The following is a 19,305-nucleotide window of genomic DNA, read 5'->3' on the forward strand; positions in this document are numbered from 1 at the left end:
GGACTCAATGCCCCCCGCGCGCGCCGCCCACCTGCTCGATCAACGTCTGGCTGGCCGCATTGAGCCCCACCACCGTCACCTCCGCACCGTGCGCGGCCAGCTTTTCCTGCGCCCGCTCCAGCGCGGCCACGGCAGTCAGGTCCCACAGGTGGGCATCGCGCAGATCAATCTGCACCTTCGGCGCCACGTGCTGGTAATCGAACGCCGCACCCAGCTGCCCCGCCGAGGCAAAGAACACCTGCCCGCGCACGCGGTAGACCTGCGTGTCACCGGCATCGTCGCGCTGCACGTCCAGCATGCGGCCGACCTTGCGCGCGAAGAACAGGGCCGACAGCAGCACACCGCTGAGCACGCCTTTGGCCAGATCGTGGGTGGCCACGGTGACCACCACGGTCAGCAGCATCACCGCAGAGGAACTGCGCGGATGCGTGCGCAGGTCGCGCAGCGAGCGCCAGCTGAAGGTGCCGATGCTGACCATGATCATCACTGCCACCAGCGCCGCCATCGGGATCTGCCGTACCAGATCGCTGCCGTACACCACCAGCACCAGCAGGAACACGCCAGCCACCAGGCAGGACAAGCGGCCGCGGCCACCGGAGGCCACGTTGATCACCGACTGGCCGATCATCGCGCAACCGGCCATGCCACCGAGGAAGCCGGTGACCGTGTTCGCCACGCCCTGGCCGACGCATTCGCGGTTGCGCTCGCTGGGCGTCTCGGTGATGTCCTCGACGATCTGCAGGGTCATCATCGATTCGAGCAGGCCGACCACGGCCAGCGTGGCCGACACCGGCAGCAGGATGCGCAGCGTTTCCCAGGTAAGCGGCACATCGGGAATGAGGAAATGCGGCAGGCTGTCAGGCAACTGGCCCATGTCACCGACGCTGCGTACGTCAACGCCGAAGCCGATCACCACGGCGGTCAGCACCACAATGGCCACCAGCGGTGATGGCACGGCGCGGGTAATGCGTGGCAGCAGGTAGATGATCGCCAGCGCGGCGGCGCACAGCACATAGACCGTAGGCCCGCGACCGATCAGCTCGGGCATCTGTGCCAGGAAGATCAGGATCGCCAGCGCGTTGACGAAGCCGGTGATGACCGAGCGCGAGACGAAACGCATCAACGCGCCGAGCTTGAACACGCCGGCCAGTACCTGCAGCAACCCGGCCAGGATGCTGGCAGCGAACAGGTACTGCAGGCCGTGGTCCTTGACCAGGTCGACCATCACCAGCGCCATTGCACCGGTGGCGGCGGAGATCATGCCGGGGCGGCCGCCAGCGATGGCAGTGATGACGGCAATCGAGAACGCGGCGTACAGGCCGACCTTGGGGTCGACACCGGCGATGAGCGAGAAGGCGATGGCCTCGGGAATCAGGGCCAGGGCGACGACGATGCCGGACAGCAGGTCGCCACGGATGTTGCCGAGCCATTGCTGGCGCAGGGGGTAGGACGTTTGCATGGGAAAGCTCCGCGCACAGGCGGGCGTGGCCGCATGGCGCTGCAGTGGAAAGACACGGGTTCCTGAGCCGGGCAGGCCGGCTGCCGATGTGCGGCAAGGGTCAGGGTGGCGTGATCACTGCAGGCGGGCGTCGGTACGTGGGAGGGGCGCAGTCTACGGGAAGCGGCCCCACGGAGGTAGCACGGTTGGCCGGCGGAGGCTGCGAAAGGCAGCGGAGCCTGGCTCCGCTCTACAATTGAACCATGGCCGCCAACCGCCCGCAGTTCTTCGACCCCGCCACCGAACAGGGCGTGCTGCGCCTGTCGATCGCCGCTTCGCTGCTGCTGGCCGCGGCGGCGGTGGTGTTCGGCCTGCTGGCCAATTCTTCGCTGATCATCTTCGACGGCATCTACGGCCTGATCGACGTGGTGATGACCTGGCTGTCGCTGCTGGTGGCGCGCCTGATCGCGCTGTCCACACAGACCGATGCGCTGCAATCGCGGCTCAACCAGCGCTTCACCATGGGCTTCTGGCACCTGGAGCCGATCGTGCTGGGGGTGAGCGGCACACTGATGATCGGTGCGGCGCTGTATGCACTGGTCAATGCGGTGGACGCGTTGATGTCCGGGGGCCGCCATATCGCGCTCGGCCCAGCCATCGCCTTCGCCGGGCTGTCGATCGTGGGCGAAGCCGCGCTGGCCTGGTTCATCCTGCGCGCCAACCGTCGCATCGGTTCGGAGTTCATCGCGCTGGACGCGAAGAACTGGGTGATCGCCGCCAGCATGTCGGCCTGCTACCTGCTGGCCTTCCTCGGCGGCGTGCTGGTACAGGGCACCTCGTGGGCCTGGGTCGGGCCGTACATCGACCCGGCCATCCTCGCCTTCGTCTGCGTGCTGGTGATGATCGCCCCGCTCGGCACCGTGCGCCGGGCGCTGGCCGGCATCCTGCTGGTCACCCCGCCGGAACTGCAGGCCCATGTGGATGCAGTGGCACGCGGGATCGTGGCCAAGCACGGTTTCGTCGAGCACCGCAGCTACGTGGCCCAGGTGGGGCGTGGCGAGCAGATCGAGCTGTTCTTCGTGGTGCCGGAAAACGACCCACCGCGGCCCTTGGTGGAATGGGATCAGCTGCGCGACGAGATCGGCGATGCGCTGGGCGAAGCCTCGCCGGACCGCTGGCTGACCATCATGTTCACCACTGACCGCGAGTGGACGATCTAGGCCAGCAGGACGATCGATCAAGTTTTTCGTACGCATTGCAACCCAACGTACGCGGAAACCGGGCAAAGTAGGCTCCAACGCAACACCCACCCACCGACCAGGAGCATCCCGATGTCCATCGAAAAGGTTCTGTACACCGCCCAGGCCACCTCCACCGGCGGCCGTGAAGGCCGTTCCGTCTCTTCCGACAACGTGCTGGACATCCAGCTGTCGACCCCGCGCGAGCTGGGCGGCGCCGGCGGCCCGGGCACCAACCCGGAACAGCTGTTCGCGGCCGGCTACTCGGCCTGCTTCCTGGGCGCGCTGAAGTTCGTGGCCGGCCAGGCCAAGGTCGCGCTGCCGGCCGACACCACCGTGACCGGCAAGGTCGGCATCGGCCAGATCCCGACCGGTTTCGGCATCGAAGCCGAGCTGACCATCAGCGCTCCGGGCGTGCCGCGCGAGCAGCTGGAAGAGCTGGTGCAGAAGGCGCACATCGTGTGCCCGTACTCCAACGCCACCCGCGGCAACATCGACGTGACGCTGATCGTTGCCTGATGGGACCGGGGTCAGAGCCCTTTCGCGTTGCGAAAGGGATCCGACCCCAAAAAAAATGGGCGGATGCCGGTCGAAACCGAACATCCGCCCATCCCACCTTCGTTGTCCCGCACGGGGGCATGAGGTTGCCGGCCAGCGGCCGGCACTACCAGGTCACTTTTCGCTCGTGATGAGCTGCACGACGCTGGAGAAATCCAGCTTGCCGCGGCCGGCCTGGTGGTTCATCGAGTACAGGTTGCGGGCCACTTCGCCCAGCGGAATCGAAGCGCCGACACTCATCGCCGCTTCCACCGCCAGGCCCATGTCCTTCAGCATCAGATCGCTGCCGAAGCCGCCGCTGTAGCCGCGCGAGGCCGGGGCGTTTTCCAGCACGCCCGGCCACGGGTTGCACACTTCGGTGGCCCAGCTGCGGCCGGTGCTGACGGCCATCATCTGCGACAGCACCTTCGGGTCCAGCCCGTGCGCCACGCCGAGGGCGATGGCTTCGCCGGTGACCGCCATGATCACGCCCAGCGCCATGTTGTTGCACAGCTTGGCGACCTGGCCGGCACCGCTGGCGCCGACATGGAAAATGTTCTTGCCCATTGCCTGCAGCACCGGGCGAGCGCGCTCCAGCGCATCCTCCTCGCCACCGACGATGAAGGTCAGGGTGCCGGCCTGGGCACCGGCGGTACCGCCGGATACCGGCGCGTCGATCATCTGCAGGCCACGTGCGGCAGCGGCTTCGGAGACCTTGCGGGCGCTGGCCGGGGCGATCGTGCTGCAGTCGATGACCAGCGCACCGGCCGGGATCGCGCCGAGGATGCCGTCGTCGCCCAGGTACACGCCTTCGACGTGGCGGCTGGCCGGCAGCATCGAGATCACCACCTCGGCATCGGTCAGGGTTTCGCGCGCCGACGCGGCCGCGCTGGCGCCGGCATCGACGGCGGCCTGCACCGCGGCCGGGACCAGATCGAACACGCGCACGGTATGGCCGTTCTTGACCAGATTGGCGGCCATCGGGCCACCCATGTTGCCCAACCCGATGAATGCAATGCGGCTCATGCAAGGCTCCTTTCAACAAGGGGAGTGCCCAGGTCGGCCAGCGGATGCGCGGCAGCGGCCCAGGGGGAAGCGAAGAAGGTGTCGGCCCACGCGCCGGTGGCCTCGGCCAGGGCGGCCGGATTCCACTGTGGATTGCGGTCCTTGTCGATCAGCAGCGCACGGATGCCTTCGGCGAAATCACCGTGGGCGGCGCAATGCAGGGCGACGATGTACTCCAGGCGATAGATCGCGGCCAGGTCCTGGCCGGCACTGCGGCGCTGCAGCTCGTACGACAGCCGTGCCGAACCGGGTGCACCGGCGGCGAGGGTCTTCTGTGCGGCCTGCAGCCAGGCATCGTCGGTCTGCAGACCGGCAATGCGCGCAATGATGGCCTGCAGGTCATCGCCTTCGCACAACGCATCAACCTGCGCCGCATTGGCCAGCAGCGGGCCGGTGGCGGCGTCACTGGCATGCGACTGCAGCAGATGGCTGAGCCGTTCGTGATTGTGTGCGGCGTTGCTGGACCACGCGACCTGCAGCAGCGCGTCGAACACTGCGCTGCGGCGTTCTTCGGCCACATGCACGTCGGCCAGGCCGGCGTAGATGGCATCGCCTGGATTGAGCAGTGCGCCGGTCAGGGCCAGGAACAGGCCGCCCTTGCCGGGTACGCGCGGCAGCAGCCAGCTGCCGCCCACATCCGGGAACAGGCCGACGGTGATTTCCGGGAAGGCCAGCTTGGAGCGCTCGCTGACCACGCGGTGGCTGGCACCGGACATCAGGCCGATGCCACCGCCCATCACGATGCCATGGCCCCAGCACAGGATCGGCTTGGCATAGGTGTGGATGAGGTAATCGACGCGGTATTCGACGTCGAAGAACTCGGCCGCGTAGTCGTTCTCGCGGATGTCGCTGCGGCCGGCCTCGCGGAAGGCGGCCATGCTCTTGTACAGGCTGTGCAGGTCGCCGCCGGCGCAGAACGCCTTTTCACCGGCGCCCTGCAGCACCACCATGGCGATGCCGTCGTCGTCGGCCCAGGCATTCAACTGCTTCAGCAGCAGGTGCGCCATCGGCAGCGAGAAGCCGTTGAGCGTGCGCGGCGCGTTGAGCGTGGCGATGCCGATGCGCGTGCCATTGCCGGCTGCGCGCTCTTCGAACAGCACCGGTGCGTCGTCGGCAGCGGTGTCGGTGCTCATGCGTTCTTCCACTGCGCAGCGCGCTTTTCCAGGAAGGCGGTCACGCCCTCGACCTGGTCGGCGGTGTCGAACAGATCGACGAAGGCTTCGCGTTCGGCCACCAGCGCCGAAGCGTGGGTGCCGGTGCGGGTGGCCTGCACCAGGGTCTTGCAGGCGGCGATGCTGGTCGGGCTCTGCTTGCCGGCCTTCTTCGCCCATTCCAGCGCCAGCGCCTTGGCTTCGCCCTTGCCGACCTTTTCTTCGGCCAGGCCAATGCGCAGCGCGGTCTCGGCGTTGATGCGCTCGCCCAGCAGGATCATGCGCTTGGCCCAGCCCTCGCCAACCAGGCGCGGCAGGTTCTGGGTGCCACCGGCGCACGGCAGCAGGCCGACGGTGGCCTCCGGCAGCGCAACCTGGGCATGGTCTTCAATGATGCGCAGATCACAGGCCAGCGCGCATTCCAGGCCGCCACCCATGGCATAGCCGTTGATCGCGGCGATCGACACGCCACGGAAACCGGACAGCGCCTCGAAGGCTTCACCGAAGCGGCGCGCGGCTTCACGTGCAGCGGCCTTGTCGCCGGAGGCGAACTGGTTGAGGTCGGCACCGGCGGAGAAGAATTTCTCGCCGTCACCGGTGATCACCAGCGCGTAGATGTCGCGGTCTGCGTTGAGCGCGCCCACCAGGTCGCGCAGCGCCGACAGGCTGTGCACGGTCCAGGTATGCGCCGGCGGGTTGTTCAGGGTGACCACGGCGGTGTGGCCATCCACCTCGACCTTCAGGCCCACGTGCTCCTGGGTACGCCAATCCTTCATCGCAGTTCCTCTTCGGTGTTGAGCAGGTGACGGGCAACGATCACCCGCATGATCTCGTTGGTGCCTTCCAGGATCTGGTGCACGCGGCAGTCACGCAGCAGGCGCTCGATCGGGTATTCGCGGATGTAGCCGTAGCCACCGTGGATCTGCAGTGCTTCGTTGCAGACGTTGAAACCGGCATCGGTGGCGAAGCGCTTGGCCATCGCGCACCACACGTTGGCGTCGCTGGCACCGGCATCGAGCTTGCGCGCAGCGGTGTGCACCATCTGCCGGGCGGCCACCAGCTGGGTGACCATGTCGGCCAGCTTGAACTGCAGTGCCTGGAACTCGGCCAGTGCCTTGCCGAACTGGCGGCGCTCGCCCATGTAACGGCGTGCAGCGTCCAGCGCACCCTGCGCGGCGCCCAGCGAGCAGGCGGCGATGTTGATGCGGCCGCCATCGAGCCCCTTCATCGCCAGCTTGAAGCCGCCGCCTTCCTCTCCCAGAAGGTGGCTGACCGGTACGCGGACGTTTTCGAAGGTGATGCCACGGGTGGGCTGGCTGTTCCAGCCCATCTTCTCTTCCTTGCGGCCGAAGCTGATGCCCGGCAGGTCGGCCGGCACCGCAATGGCGCTGACACCGCCGGCACCGGCACCACCGGTACGCGCCATCACCACCAGCAGCTCGGTGGCACCGGCGCCGGAAATGAAGGCCTTCGAGCCGTTCAGCACATAGAAGTCGCCATCGCGCACGGCGGTGGTCTTCAGCGAGGCCGCATCGGAACCGGCACCGGGTTCGGTCAGGCAGTACGAGGCCAGCTTGAGGCCAGCGGCCAGATCCTGGCCCCACGCATTGCGCAGCGCCGGCTGGCCCCACTTGGACACCATCCACGAGGCCATGTTGTGGATGCTGATGTACGCCGCGGTCGACGGATCCACGTTGGCGAGCTCCTCGATGACGACGGCGGCGTCCAGTCGGCTCAGGCCGCTGCCGCCCACTTCCGGGTCCATGTACAGGCCGCAGAAGCCCAGTTCACCAGCCTTGGCGATCGCCTCGCGCGGAAAGATGCCCTCCGCATCCCATCGCGCGGCGTGCGGCGCCAGTTCGGCCTGTGCGAAGTCGCGCGCCGCCTCGCGGTACGCCTGCTGCGCTTCTTCCAGTTCCGTCGTCATCGAGTGGCTCATGGCTGCTCCTGCCGTTACTTCAGGCTGATCGTGGTGTTGACGCCATGGCTGAGCGTCTCGTCATCGAACCAGCGCGCGGTGACCGTCTTGGTCTGGGTGTAGAACAGCACCACCTGCTTGCCGTACGGGCCCAGGTCGCCCAGCTTGGAGGCGCGCGAACCGGTGAACGAGAACAGCGGCACCGGCACCGGGATCGGCACGTTGATACCGACCTGGCCCACGTCGATGTCTTCCTGGAACTTGCGCGCGGCCGCGCCGGACTGGGTGAACAGTGCGGTGCCGTTGCCGTTCGGGTTGCTGTTGACCATCGCGATGGCCTCTTCCAGCGTCTCCGCTTCGAGGATGACCAGCACCGGCCCGAAGATTTCTTCCTGGTAGATGCGCATGTCGGTGGTGACACCGGCAAAGATGGTCGGGCCGACGAAGTTGCCCTTCTCGAAACCATCGACCTGCGGCTTGCGGCCGTCGAGCACCAGCTTGGCGCCCTGCTCCACGCCCGAGGCGATCAGGCCTTCCACGCGCTCGCGGGCGCTGCAGGAAATGACCGGACCGACGTCGGTGCCGGCCACGGTGCCGCCGCTGACCTTCAGGGTCTTGGCCTTGGTGACCAGGTCCTGCACCCAGTTGCGTGCTTCACCGACCAGCACCAGGGTGGAGGCGGCCATGCAACGCTGGCCCGCGGCACCGAAGGCGGCGCCGACCATCGCGTTGAGGGTCTGTTCCTTGTTGGCGTCCGGCAGCACCACGGCGTGGTTCTTGGCGCCCATCATGCACTGCACGCGCTTGCCGGCCAGCGAGGCACGGTTGTAGACGTGGGTGCCGACGCGGGTGGAACCGACGAACGACACGGCCTTGATGTCCGGGTGGTCGCAGATCGCGTTGACCACTTCCTCGCCGCCGTGGACGACGTTCAGCACGCCCTTCGGGATGCCGGCTTCCAGCGCAAGCTCGACCAGGCGCATGGTGACCATCGGGTCCTGCTCGGACGGCTTGAGGATGAAGGTGTTGCCCGTTGCAATCGCCATCGGGAACATCCACAGCGGGATCATCGCCGGGAAGTTGAACGGGGTGATGCCGGCGCACACACCCAGCGGCTGCATGATCGTGTAGGTGTCCACGCCATTGGCCACGTTGTTGGCCAGCTCGCCCAGCTGCAGGTTGCCGATGGCGGCGGCGTGCTCGACCACTTCCAGGCCGCGGAACACATCGCCTTCGGCGTCCGGCAGGGTCTTGCCCTGTTCGGCGGTAAGGATGTGGGCCAGCTCGCTCATGTTTTCGCGGATCAGCTGCTGGTACTTCAGGAAGATGCGCGCACGGGTGCCGATCGGGGTCTTGCGCCAGGTCTTGAAGGCTTCCTTGGCGGCGGCGACGGCGGCGTCCACTTCGCCGGTGGTGGCGAACGGCACCTTGGCCAGCACGTCCTGGGTGGCCGGATTGATCACGTCCTGCCAGTGGGAGGTGGCCGATTCAACGAACTGGCCATCGATCAGCATGCGGATACGGGGCGCTGCAACAGTCATGACGACAATCCCACAGGGTGCGAAAGATGCTTGGCATTATTCACAGCACCCACCTCGATTTCCGGGCTGAATCCGCTTAATCTGGCCAACACGCCAGACGATTCATGTTAATTCTGTGAATTATTCAGCCCCCCAGCGACAACTTGGCCTGCGCCTGCTGCGGCTGCGCGAGCAGCGCGGCTACAGCCAGGCGGATCTGGCTCGGGCGCTGGGGCTGTCGGCCAGCTACCTGAACCAGATCGAGCGCAACAAGCGCCCACTCACGCCAGCAGTGCAGAAGAAGCTGGGCGAGGTATTGGGCGACGTTTCCGCGCTGTTCGACGAGGATGAGCCCGCCGCCCTGCAGGAAGCGCTGGGCGAGACCCTGCGTGACCTGGGCCTGGCCGAGGTCAGCGCCACCGAACTGCGCGCGCTGGCCGGCAACCTGCCGCAGGTCAGCCGCGCGCTGCTGGACCTGCACCGCCGCCACCTGGCGCTGCGCGAGCATGCCGCCGCGCTGGAGTTCCAGCTGGGCGAGCCCGGTGCTGGCAGCACCCTGCCGGCCGGCGACCAGGTCCGCGAATTCTTCAACCGCATGCACAACCACATTCCCGAGCTGGACGAGCTGGCCGAGCAGCTGTTCGCCGAATGGGGGCTGTCGCCCGGGCACGTGGCACTGCGGCTGCGCCAGCTGCTGGCCGACCGCCATGGCGTGCTGGTGGAAGTGGCCGCACTGCAGGCCGGGCGCGAGAAGCGGCAATACGATGCCGATGCGCGGCGGCTGTGGCTGCCCGATTACCTGGAGCCCGGCCAGCAGGCGTTCCAGATGGCGGCCGAGCTGGCCCTTCACGGCTACCTGCCGCAGATCGATGCGGTGGTGGCGCGCGCCGGGTTCACCGATGAGGCACGCATCGCGCAGGCGCGGATCGGTCTCTCCAACTATTTCGCCGGCGCGCTGGTGATGCCGTACATGCGCTTCCTGCGTGCGGCCGAAACCAGCAGCTACGACATCGAACTGCTGGCGCATCAGTTCGGCGTCGGCTTCGAAGCGGTCTGCCACCGGCTGAGCACGCTGGCGCGGCGCAGTGCGCCCGGGCTGCCGTTCTTCTTCATCCGCGTGGATCGCGCCGGCAATGTGTCCAAGCGTCATTCGGCCACCGATTTCCATTTCTCGCAGGTGGGCGGCTCGTGCCCGCTGTGGATCGTCTACGAGGCGTTCAACCAGCCGGGGCGGATCCTGACCCAGACCGCGCGCATGCCCGATGGGCGGCGCCACTTCTGGCTGGCGCGGCAGGTCAGCAGCGGGCCGGTGGGGCATGGCCAACCGCGGAAGACGTTCGCGGTAGCGCTGGGCTGCGATCTGCAGCATGCCGAGCGACTGGTGTATTCATTGGGGCTGGATGTGCAGAGCCCGGGGAACTCGGTGTCGATCGGCCCGGGGTGCCGGGTGTGCCCGCGGGAGGACTGCATGCAGCGTGCGTTCGCGCAGTTGCCGGGGCGGTAGGGTTGGTTCGGCAGGGCTGCGCCCTGCACCTGCGGTAGTGCCGGCCGCTGGCCGGCAACCTCAAAAGCAAAAGCTGGCATTCCGTGGGATGGCGGGGCGGTGTCGGATTGCGGGGACGCCGTGAACCCGTCCCTGGGGGCTTGGCCGCGGCATCCATGCCGCGGACACCCCGCAATCCGCCCCCCCCCCCCGCCTTCGACAGGTTCCCGCTGCTGTGGGTGGGTGCTGACCGTTGGTCGGCACGCTGCTCTTGGTGGGTGTCGACCTTGGTCGACACGCTTGATCCACGCCATGCGTGGATGATCTTCGATGAATGTTCGAAATATTCGATTTCGATGGACATTCATCCATGCATGGCGTGGATCTACTAAACCTTTCGTGCGTAGGCTGCATCCCATTGCAATGCCTGCCCACGGAGTTGGCCATGTCCCTGCTGCGTTCCTGCCTGGTCCTGCTGCTCGCTGCCTTCGCTGCGCCGGCGTGGGCGACGTTCTCCATTGCCGCCTGCAACGCGGCCGGCGACTGCGGGGTGGCGGTGGCCACGCACAATCTGGCGGTCGGGGGCGTGGGTGTACCGTGGGCGCAGGCGAAGGTGGGCGCGGTCGCCAGCCAGTTCGAGACCAACCCGACCTATGGGTCGAAGGGTCTGGAGTTGATGGCCAAAGGCCGCACGCCTGCCCAGGTGCTGAAGCAGCTGCTCGATGAAGACGACAACTTCGATGGCACCACGCTTGCCGAGCGCCAGGTGGGGCTGGTCAGCGCGCGCGGTGGCAATGCGCAGTACACCGGCGCTACCGCGCAGCAGGCGGATTGGGCCGGTGCGCAGGGCGAAGGCATGCTGAGCGTACAGGGCAATGGCCTGGCTGGGCCGCAGGTGCTGGCCGCGATGCAGCGCGCCTTCACCGCATCGCAGGGTGAGTTGGCGGCGCGCCTGCTGGTGGCGCTGGAAGCTGGCCAGGCCGCGGGTGGCCAGCGCAGCGGGCAGTGGTCGGCGGCGCTGCTGGTGCGTACGCCCGGCGGCGACTGGCAGGACACCGACCTGCGTGTGGACGCCGATCCACGCGCCGTGGCGAGACTGCGCGAGCTGTACGACATGCGCCTGTCCAACGAGGCGATCATCCGCGCCGAGCAGCGCTGGGAGAAAGGCGATGTGGCAGGGGCGCGCGCGGCACTGGCGACCTCGTTGTCGCTGGCACACGGCTGGGACCGCACCTGGGCGCGCGCTGCGCGCCTGGCGATGCGGCAGGGCGATACCGCGCTGGCGCGCGAGTATCTGGCAGGACTGCGTGCGCTTAATCCGGGCTGGGTGAAACTGGAGCTGGCATTGCCCTTGTATGCGCCATTGCAGGGTGATGCGGTGGTGGCGCCGTGGCGATGAGGCACCGCAGGGGGTCAGATCGTGCCGACCAAGGTCGGCACCCACCAGAACAGTTCAATCGGCTGCGGCGGAGATCAGTAGATCGGCGTGACCTTCATCTGCGGCAGCGGACGCGGTGCGCCGTCAGTAAGGTCCGGGCCGAGGTCTTCCCAGGTACGTCCCTGCTCGACCATCAACCCCCACAACTGCTGCGAGGCCAGCCGCTTGTCTTCCGAACCCAGCTTGTATGACGGTGGCGTCGGCTGGCCACTGGCAACCATCGCGTACGCCGCACGGTAGGCCAGTACCTGCTGCGCCGGGTCATCGGTGCGTGCCACTTCCAGCGTGTAGCGCTGGTAGGCCGAGGCCAGGTTGCGCCAGCGGATCCAGTAGTGGTTCTCGAACGAGAACGAACAGAAGCGCGCACCGGCCAGGCTGCCCTTGTCGGCGATGCGGGTCAGCACCTCTTGCGGCATGTCCAGGTTCATGCCGCCTTCGTCGCCCTGCAGGCTGACGTGCACGATGCGGTCGCGGTAGCCCGGCGCGCGCGCCTGCAGCAGATCGCGCCAGTTCTGCATGGTCGCCACCACCGCGAACAGGAAGCGGCCCAGCTCGGCGGCCGCCAACGGCGTGGCGATCGACTGATAGGTGCGCTGCCAGCCGTGGCGGTTCTCGGTGGGCAGGAACACGGCATGTTCCAGCGCCTGGCGACCACTGCTGCCGTGGCTCACGTCTTCGGCGTGCTGCGGGTAAACCAGATTGATGGCGAAGGTTGGCCAGCGCGGCAGGGCGGCATCGAACAGATGAATCGGGAAGTTGCTGCTGATGCCACCATCGGAGAACCAGCAGATGCGGAACGCGGTGATCACCGGTCCGCAGGTCTGCCCGGCACTGGTCAGCCCTTCCATGCTGTCGGCCACGTTGTGCTCCTGGTCGGCGGCAGGTGCGGTCGGTTCGCAGCGACGCTCGCGGCGCGAGGGCTCATGCAACGGCACCGCGCTGATCAGCAGCGGGAAGCTCAGGCTCATGCGCGTGGCCACCAGCACCGGCAGCTTCGGGCCCTGCGGCAGGTGGTAGTACCGGCGCCCTTCCACCTCCAGCGGCGGGCCGGCCTGCGTCACCAGCCACTGCACCACGCTGGCCGGGAACAGCTGCTCGAACTCCTCGCGCAGGAACCAGAACTGCGCGCCGCCCAGCGGCAACGTACGCGGCTCGTTGTGCGACACGCAGGTGGTGATCATCTGCAGGCTGATCGCATGCGGGCTGTCCGGCTCGCCGGCATAGCGTGGCGCATCGTGCAGGTCGGCGAACGTGAGCGGTGCATCCAGCGGCTTGCCGGACAACTGCTGCAGGCACGCGTGCAGCCACTCGGTCAACGCCGGCGTGCGTGCATCGCGGCCGAGGCCGCTGCACAGGCCCAGCAGATTGCGCCGCGCCACCCGCGCCACCCGCAGCGCGGCACCGGCCACGCCGGCACCGTACGCGCACAGCAGCGACGGCAGCAGTGTGGCGGCCACGCCGCTCCAGCCACCGCCCCACCAGCCCAGGCCGAGCAGCAGTGCCAACGACACCAGCACTTCCAGCGGCGCGATCTCGAATACCGCAACGGCCAGGCACAGCAGCTTGTGCGGCAGGCTGGCATTGCCGGTCAGCACCACCAGCAGCCGGTAGGCGGCGCGTGCGCCCCGTGCCGGCTGGAACAGGCTGTAGATGAAACCGCGCCGCGACAGCTGCGCCGACACCGCCGACAACCCGCCATAGCCGGCATCGCCGGGCAGGTGCTCGCCGGCCTGCTGGCGGCGATCACCGCATGCCGCCGCAGCCGCCACCGCCGCAGCGATGGCACCGGCCGAAGTGCCGCCGATGCTCTTGAAGCGATACTCGCGCGCCAGCGCCAGTACCGCATTGGGGTACACGATGCCGCTGGTGATGCCGCCTTTCATGACCAGATCGCAGTACTTGTCCGCCACTGTCTTGCCCCCGAGCATGCCGTCCGCCGCGTGGGTACCAGTATGGCGCAGAGGCTTCTCAGGGCCTGAGAACAGCAGCGCAGTCCCGGCAGCAATCTTCGGCGTTCAGCGGAAGGCATGCCTGCAGGCTTGACCCGCCCCGCCATCGGCGTAGCATCTGCAGCAAGCCAAGGGACAGACCCGCGGCTGCCACAACGACATGAGGGATTCTCATGGAATTCGACTATCTCGTCTTCATCGGGCGATTCGAGCCCTTCCACAACGGCCATGCCGCCGTTGCCCGCCTGGCCCTGAGCCGGGCCCGCAAGCTGATCTTCCTGGTCGGCTCTGCCGATACCCCCCGCAGCCTGCGCAATCCCTGGACCGTGGCCGAACGCGCCGTGATGATCCAGGCCGCCCTCGATGGCCACACCGACCGCCTGCTGATCCGCCCGCTGCGCGACCACCTGTACAACGAAGCGCAGTGGATCGCCAATGTGCAGCGCCAGGTGGCCGAAGCCCTGCGCAACGACGGTGCCGCCGCCGATGCAAAGGTGGGCCTGATCGGCATGGACAAGGACGCCTCCAGCTACTACCTGCGCGAATTCCCGCAGTGGCCGCTGGTGGACGTGCAGCACACCGCCACCCTGTCGGCCACCGAGCTGCGGCGCTACCTGTTCGAAGCCGGCGACGTCGACTTCCACGGCGCGCTGCTGATGCTGCGTGGCAATGTGCCGGCGCCGGTGTACGACATGCTCGAAGCGTTCCGCAGGAGCGCGCCTGCCTATGGCCAACTGGTGGCCGAGTACCGCTTCATCGAACAGTACAAGGCCGCCTGGAAGGATGCGCCCTACGCGCCCACCTTCGTCACCACCGATGCGGTGGTGGTGCATTCGGGCCACGTGCTGCTGGTGCGTCGCCGTTCGGAACCCGGCAAGGGGCTGTGGGCGCTGCCCGGCGGCTTCGTCGGCCAGGAGCAGAGCCTGCTCGACAGCTGCCTGCGCGAACTGCGCGAGGAAACCCGGCTGAAGATTCCGCTGCCGGTGCTGAAGGGATCGCTGAAGGGCCAGCAGGTATTCGACCACCCCGACCGCAGCCAGCGCGGCCGCACCATCACCCACGGCTTCCACTTCGAGTTTCCGGCCGGTGACCTGCCGCCGGTGCGCGGCGGCGACGACGCCGACAAGGCACGCTGGATCCCGGTGAGCGAAGCACTGGAGATGGGCCCGCAGCTGTACGAAGACCACCTGCACATCCTGGAGTATTTCCTCGGCCGCGGCTGACAGGCCCGGCTTTCCCACTGGCGGATAGACCGCCGGTGCCACCCGACGCGAAGGAGCTTCCGTCATGCATTACCTCGATAATCTTCTCCTCAACACCGACAGCTACAAGGCCAGCCACTGGCTGCAGTACCCGCCGGGTACCGATGCCACCTTCTTCTACGTGGAATCGCGCGGCGGCCTGCACGATCGCACGGTGTTCTTCGGCCTGCAGGCGATCCTCAAGGACGCCCTGGCAAGGCCGGTCACCCACGCCGACATCGACGACGCCGCTGCGGTGTTCGCCGCGCATGGCGAACCGTTCAACGAAGCCGGCTGGCGCGATATCGTCGACCGGCTTGGCGGCCACCTGCCGGTGCGCATCCGCGCCGTGCCCGAGGGCAGCGTAGTGCCCACCCACCAGGCGTTGATGACCATCGAATCGACCGATCCGGCCGCGTTCTGGGTACCGTCGTACCTGGAAACGCTGTTGCTGCGCGTGTGGTACCCGGTCACCGTGGCCACCATCAGCTGGCATGCACGGCAGACCATTGCCGCGTTCCTGCAGCAGACCAGCGACGACCCGCAGGGGCAGCTGCCGTTCAAGCTGCACGACTTCGGCGCGCGCGGCGTCTCGAGCCTGGAATCGGCCGCGCTGGGCGGTGCCGCGCATCTGGTCAACTTCCTCGGCACCGATACCGTCTCGGCCCTGTGCCTGGCCCGTGCGCACTATCACGCGCCGATGGCGGGCTATTCGATTCCCGCCGCCGAGCACAGCACCATCACCAGCTGGGGCCGCGAGCGCGAGGTGGACGCCTACCTCAACATGCTGCGCCGGTTCGGCAAGCCCGGCGCGATCATGGCGGTGGTATCGGACAGCTACGACATCTACCACGCGATCAGCGAGCACTGGGGCACGACGCTGCGCGATGAAGTGATCGCCTCGGGCGCCACCCTGGTCATCCGCCCCGACTCGGGCGACCCGGTGGAGGTGGTGGCCGAAAGCCTGCGCCGGCTGGACGAAGCCTTCGGCCACACCTTCAACGGCAAGGGCTACCGCGTGCTCAACCACGTGCGGGTGATCCAGGGCGATGGCATCAACCCGGACACGATCCGGGCCATCCTGCAGCGCATCACCGACGACGGCTACGCCGCCGACAACGTGGCCTTCGGCATGGGCGGTGCACTGCTGCAGCGGCTGGACCGCGATACGCAGAAGTTCGCGCTGAAGTGCTCGGCCGCACGGGTGGACGGTGAGTGGATTGATGTCTACAAGGACCCGATCACCGACGCCGGCAAGACCAGCAAGCGCGGCCGCATGCGCCTGCTGCGGCGTCTGGATGACGGCAGCCTGCACACGGTGCCGCTGCCGGCCAACGGCGACGACACCCTGCCGGACGGCTTCGAGGATGCGATGGTGACCGTGTGGGAGAACGGCCGTCTGCTGCACGACCAGCGCTTGGACGACATCCGCACGCGGGCTGCTGTGGGGCATTGAAGGTGCATCCCGACCGGGGTCGGATCCCGTTGCAGCGCAATGGGCTCCGACCCCGGTGCCCCTTGACCCGCGCCACCAACAGGTCCACTTTGCACACGCCGAAGGTATCCCTCCCATCGCTCCGGCGTGGGGAGGGATTTAAACGGGAATCCGGTGAAGGCGCCTCGCGCGCCCATTCCGGAGCTGCCCCGCAGCGGTGAATGGAAACGAATCCTGCCAACAGCACTGGGCTCACGCCTGGGAAGCGGTGGGTAGTAGGTGGGCTGCGGCCCGTGTCCATCAGCCCGAATACCGGCCCCGGCCGGGGGACACGACCGTCCCCTGACTCGACCTGGAATCTCCGCGGGGAGGTTGCCGGGGCCGTCGTCGTCCTGCGCATGCGGGCCGCGCGGCCGCGCGCGTCCTGTTCACGGTATCCGGCCAGACCTGTTCACCCACGCGCTGATGCATGGGCCACCGCCGTTGCCGGCGGTCCATGCGGTACCTGACGATGACCGAGCTCCAACGCCCCACCCTGACCCTGCCCGCCGACGGCACGCGCCTGCTGCTGCATTCATGCTGCGCGCCCTGCTCCGGCGAAGTGATGGAGGCGATCACCGCCTCCGGGATCAACTATGCGATCTTCTTCTACAACCCCAACATCCACCCGGTGAAGGAGTACGAACTGCGCAAGCAGGAGAACATCCGCTTCGCCGAACAGCACGACATCCCGTTCATCGACTGCGACTACGACACCGACAACTGGTTCAGCCGTGCGCGCGGCATGGAAAACGAGCCCGAGCGCGGCATCCGCTGCACGATGTGCTTCGACATGCGTTTCGAGCGCACCGCGCTGTACGCGCACGAGCATGGCTACGACACCATCAGTTCGTCGCTGGGCATCTCGCGCTGGAAGAACATGGCGCAGATCAACGACTGCGGCATCCGCGCCGCCTCGCGCTATGAAGGCCTGCAGTACTGGGACTACAACTGGCGCAAGGGCGGCGGTGCCAGCCGCATGATCGAGATCAGCAAGCGCGAGCAGTTCTACCAGCAGGAATACTGCGGCTGCGTGTATTCGCTGCGCGATGCCAATCGCCACCGCCGCGAGAATGGCCGCGAGCGGATCAAGATCGGCCTGCTGTACTACGGGCAGGACGCTGAGACGCCGCAGGGCGATTGACGTGCAGGCATGGGGCGGCCACGCTGGTCGCCCCTTGAGTTCGCGCTGGACCCACCATGACTGCCCTGCCCGCCGATGTCGCCCTGCTGGTGATCGACCTGCAGCCGGACTTCATGCCTGGTGGCGCGCTGGCCTGCGACCAGGGCGATGCGCTGGTGGCACCGATTGCCGATCTGCTGGCACAGCGCCGCTACCGCACCGTGGTGGCGACCCAGGACTGGCACCCCGCCGACCATGCCTCGTTTGCCAGCCAGCACGCCGGCCAGCGCCCGTTCGAGACCATCCTGCTGCACGCGCAGCCGCAGACCCTGTGGCCGGACCATTGCGTGCAGGGCAGCGCCGGTGCCGCGCTGCACCCGGGCGTGGACTGGACGGTGGCCGACTTGATCCTGCGCAAGGGCACGCGCCAACAGGTGGATTCGTACAGCGCCTTCCGCGAGAACCATGGCCCCGATGGCGAGCGCCCGGCCACTGGCCTGGCCGGCTGGCTGCACGAACGCCGCATCCGCGAAGTGCATGTGTGCGGCCTGGCCCGCGACTACTGCGTGCTGTGGAGCGCACAGGACGCGGTGAAGTCCGGCTTCCGGGTGAAGTTCCTGTGGGAGCTGACCAAGCCGGTAACCGACGCCAACGACGCGATGGTGCGCGAGGCGCTGGGCAAGGCGGGGATCGCGATCATCTGAGCCACCACCGCCGGGCACGGCCCGGCGCTACCGGTAATCCGACCCGAAACGGTAGTGCCGGCCGCTGGCCGGCAACCCCGGGATCTCTGCTGTTGCCGGCCAGCGGCCGGCACTACCGGAACACGACTGTACGGTGCCCATTGAGCAGGATGCGGTGCTCCACATGGCGGCGCACGGCGCGGGCCAGCACCAGCGATTCGGTATCGCTGCCCAGCCGCACCAGCTCGCGCGGCGCCATGGCGTGATCCACGCGGGCCACGTCCTGTTCGATGATCGGTCCTTCGTCCAGATCCTCGGTGACGTAGTGCGCGGTGGCGCCGATGATCTTGACCCCGCGCGCGTGCGCCTGGTGGTACGGCTGCGCGCCCTTGAAGCTGGGCAGGAAGCTGTGGTGGATGTTGATCGCACGGCCGGCCAGCGCGCGGCACAGCGTGGGTGACAGGATCTGCATGTAGCGCGCCAGCACCACCAGGTCGATGTGTTCGCGCTCGACCAGGTCGATGATCTGCTGCTCCTGCACCGCACGCGTATCGGCGGTCACCGGCAGGTGGTGGAACGGAACCTGGTAGGACGCGGCCAATGGCGCGAAGTCGGCGTGGTTGGACGCTACTGCGGCAATGTCCACCTTCAGCTGGCCGCTGTGGGCACGGAACAGCAGGTCGTTGAGGCAGTGCCCCTGCTTGCTGACCAGCACCAGCAGGCGTGCGCGGCGGCGACCATCATGCAGCTGCCAGTCCATGCCGAAGCCGGCGGCGAGCGTGGCCATGGCGGCGTGCACGGTCTCCAGCGGCAGGCCAGCATCGCGATCGAAATGCACGCGCAGGAAGAAGCGGCCGCTCTCCTCGTCGCCGAACTGCTGGGCGTCGAGAATGTTGCAGCCGTGGTCGAACAGCAGGCCGGATACGCGGTAGACGATGCCGGTACGGTCGGGGCAGGACAGGGTGAGGATGGAATCGGGGCGCATCGCCCGAGTGTAGGGCAGCAGCCTGTCCTCGGGATCGATGGTCACCGATGCAACCGACCTGC

At 67.6% G+C, this 19,305-nt stretch carries 16 protein-coding genes and 1 riboswitch; of the genes, 8 read left to right on the plus strand and 8 right to left on the minus strand.

Annotated features, from left to right (window positions below):
• Positions 1-4 precede the first annotated feature (4 nt).
• Complete coding sequence (locus VPH47_RS19985) at positions 5-1,459, minus strand: SulP family inorganic anion transporter (RefSeq protein ID WP_368851652.1); 1,455 nt, start codon at positions 1,457-1,459, stop codon at positions 5-7.
• 242 nt (positions 1,460-1,701) lie between these two features.
• Here VPH47_RS19985 and VPH47_RS19990 point away from each other — a divergent pair, with 242 nt between their 5' ends.
• Both VPH47_RS19990 and VPH47_RS19995 read left to right on the plus strand, forming a co-directional pair.
• The gene (locus VPH47_RS19990; protein WP_049399847.1) at positions 1,702-2,658 is read left to right on the plus strand and encodes a cation diffusion facilitator family transporter; all 957 of its coding nucleotides are present in this window, start codon (positions 1,702-1,704) and stop codon (positions 2,656-2,658) included.
• 111 nt (positions 2,659-2,769) lie between these two features.
• Entirely contained in the window at positions 2,770-3,195 is a 426-nt protein-coding gene (locus VPH47_RS19995) for an organic hydroperoxide resistance protein (protein ID WP_014035621.1), read from the plus strand.
• Positions 3,196-3,348: 153 nt separating this feature from the next.
• On the opposite strand, the gene mmsB is transcribed toward VPH47_RS19995, so the two are convergent.
• Genes mmsB through VPH47_RS20020 form a run of 5 tightly spaced genes read right to left on the minus strand, consistent with a single transcriptional unit; the run spans position 3,349 to position 8,888 of the window.
• A complete protein-coding gene (gene mmsB, locus VPH47_RS20000) occupies positions 3,349-4,239 on the minus strand; it encodes a 3-hydroxyisobutyrate dehydrogenase (RefSeq protein ID WP_368851653.1) in 891 nt (296 codons plus the stop codon).
• Positions 4,236-5,411, minus strand: a complete 1,176-nt coding sequence (locus VPH47_RS20005) for an enoyl-CoA hydratase/isomerase family protein (RefSeq protein ID WP_368851654.1) — start codon at positions 5,409-5,411, stop codon at positions 4,236-4,238. The genes mmsB and VPH47_RS20005 overlap by 4 nt, the downstream gene beginning before the upstream one ends.
• Positions 5,408-6,205 (minus strand): enoyl-CoA hydratase, encoded by a 798-nt coding sequence (locus VPH47_RS20010; RefSeq protein ID WP_087921197.1) that lies wholly within the window; start codon positions 6,203-6,205, stop codon positions 5,408-5,410. The genes VPH47_RS20005 and VPH47_RS20010 overlap by 4 nt, the downstream gene beginning before the upstream one ends.
• A complete protein-coding gene (locus VPH47_RS20015) occupies positions 6,202-7,368 on the minus strand; it encodes an acyl-CoA dehydrogenase family protein (protein WP_368851655.1) in 1,167 nt (388 codons plus the stop codon). The genes VPH47_RS20010 and VPH47_RS20015 overlap by 4 nt, the downstream gene beginning before the upstream one ends.
• Positions 7,369-7,382: 14 nt before the next feature.
• Entirely contained in the window at positions 7,383-8,888 is a 1,506-nt protein-coding gene (locus VPH47_RS20020; RefSeq protein ID WP_049399840.1) for a CoA-acylating methylmalonate-semialdehyde dehydrogenase, read from the minus strand.
• Between the two features lie 115 nt (positions 8,889-9,003).
• Here VPH47_RS20020 and VPH47_RS20025 point away from each other — a divergent pair, with 115 nt between their 5' ends.
• Positions 9,004-10,371, plus strand: a complete 1,368-nt coding sequence (locus VPH47_RS20025; RefSeq protein WP_368851656.1) for a short-chain fatty acyl-CoA regulator family protein — start codon at positions 9,004-9,006, stop codon at positions 10,369-10,371.
• Positions 10,372-10,795: 424 nt separating this feature from the next.
• Positions 10,796-11,749 (plus strand): DUF1028 domain-containing protein, encoded by a 954-nt coding sequence (locus tag VPH47_RS20030; RefSeq protein WP_368851657.1) that lies wholly within the window; start codon positions 10,796-10,798, stop codon positions 11,747-11,749.
• 74 nt (positions 11,750-11,823) lie between these two features.
• On the opposite strand, the gene VPH47_RS20035 is transcribed toward VPH47_RS20030, so the two are convergent.
• On the minus strand, positions 11,824-13,716 hold the full coding sequence (locus VPH47_RS20035) for a patatin-like phospholipase family protein (RefSeq protein WP_368851658.1): 1,893 nt from the start codon (positions 13,714-13,716) through the stop codon (positions 11,824-11,826).
• 188 nt (positions 13,717-13,904) lie between these two features.
• On the opposite strand from VPH47_RS20035, the gene VPH47_RS20040 reads away from it, so the two are divergent.
• The 4 genes from VPH47_RS20040 (at position 13,905) to pncA (ending at position 18,279) form a co-directional block, all read left to right on the plus strand.
• Entirely contained in the window at positions 13,905-14,960 is a 1,056-nt protein-coding gene (locus VPH47_RS20040) for a bifunctional nicotinamide-nucleotide adenylyltransferase/Nudix hydroxylase (RefSeq protein WP_180854551.1), read from the plus strand.
• Positions 14,961-15,024: 64 nt separating this feature from the next.
• Complete coding sequence (locus VPH47_RS20045) at positions 15,025-16,434, plus strand: nicotinate phosphoribosyltransferase (protein WP_368851659.1); 1,410 nt, start codon at positions 15,025-15,027, stop codon at positions 16,432-16,434.
• 85 nt (positions 16,435-16,519) lie between these two features.
• A riboswitch (cobalamin riboswitch) is annotated at positions 16,520-16,749 on the plus strand.
• A 160-nt stretch (positions 16,750-16,909) separates the two neighbouring features.
• Entirely contained in the window at positions 16,910-17,596 is a 687-nt protein-coding gene (locus tag VPH47_RS20050) for an epoxyqueuosine reductase QueH (RefSeq protein WP_368851660.1), read from the plus strand.
• Between the two features lie 56 nt (positions 17,597-17,652).
• Positions 17,653-18,279 (plus strand): bifunctional nicotinamidase/pyrazinamidase, encoded by a 627-nt coding sequence (pncA, locus tag VPH47_RS20055; RefSeq protein WP_153856739.1) that lies wholly within the window; start codon positions 17,653-17,655, stop codon positions 18,277-18,279.
• A 112-nt stretch (positions 18,280-18,391) separates the two neighbouring features.
• Here the strand turns inward: pncA and purU are convergent, their stop codons facing one another.
• Positions 18,392-19,243, minus strand: coding sequence for a formyltetrahydrofolate deformylase (gene purU, locus VPH47_RS20060; protein ID WP_368851661.1), 852 nt, complete (start codon positions 19,241-19,243; stop codon positions 18,392-18,394).
• Positions 19,244-19,305: the final 62 nt, after the last annotated feature.

The organism is Stenotrophomonas sp. WED208, from assembly GCF_040984485.1.
Taxonomy (GTDB): domain Bacteria; phylum Pseudomonadota; class Gammaproteobacteria; order Xanthomonadales; family Xanthomonadaceae; genus Stenotrophomonas; species Stenotrophomonas riyadhensis.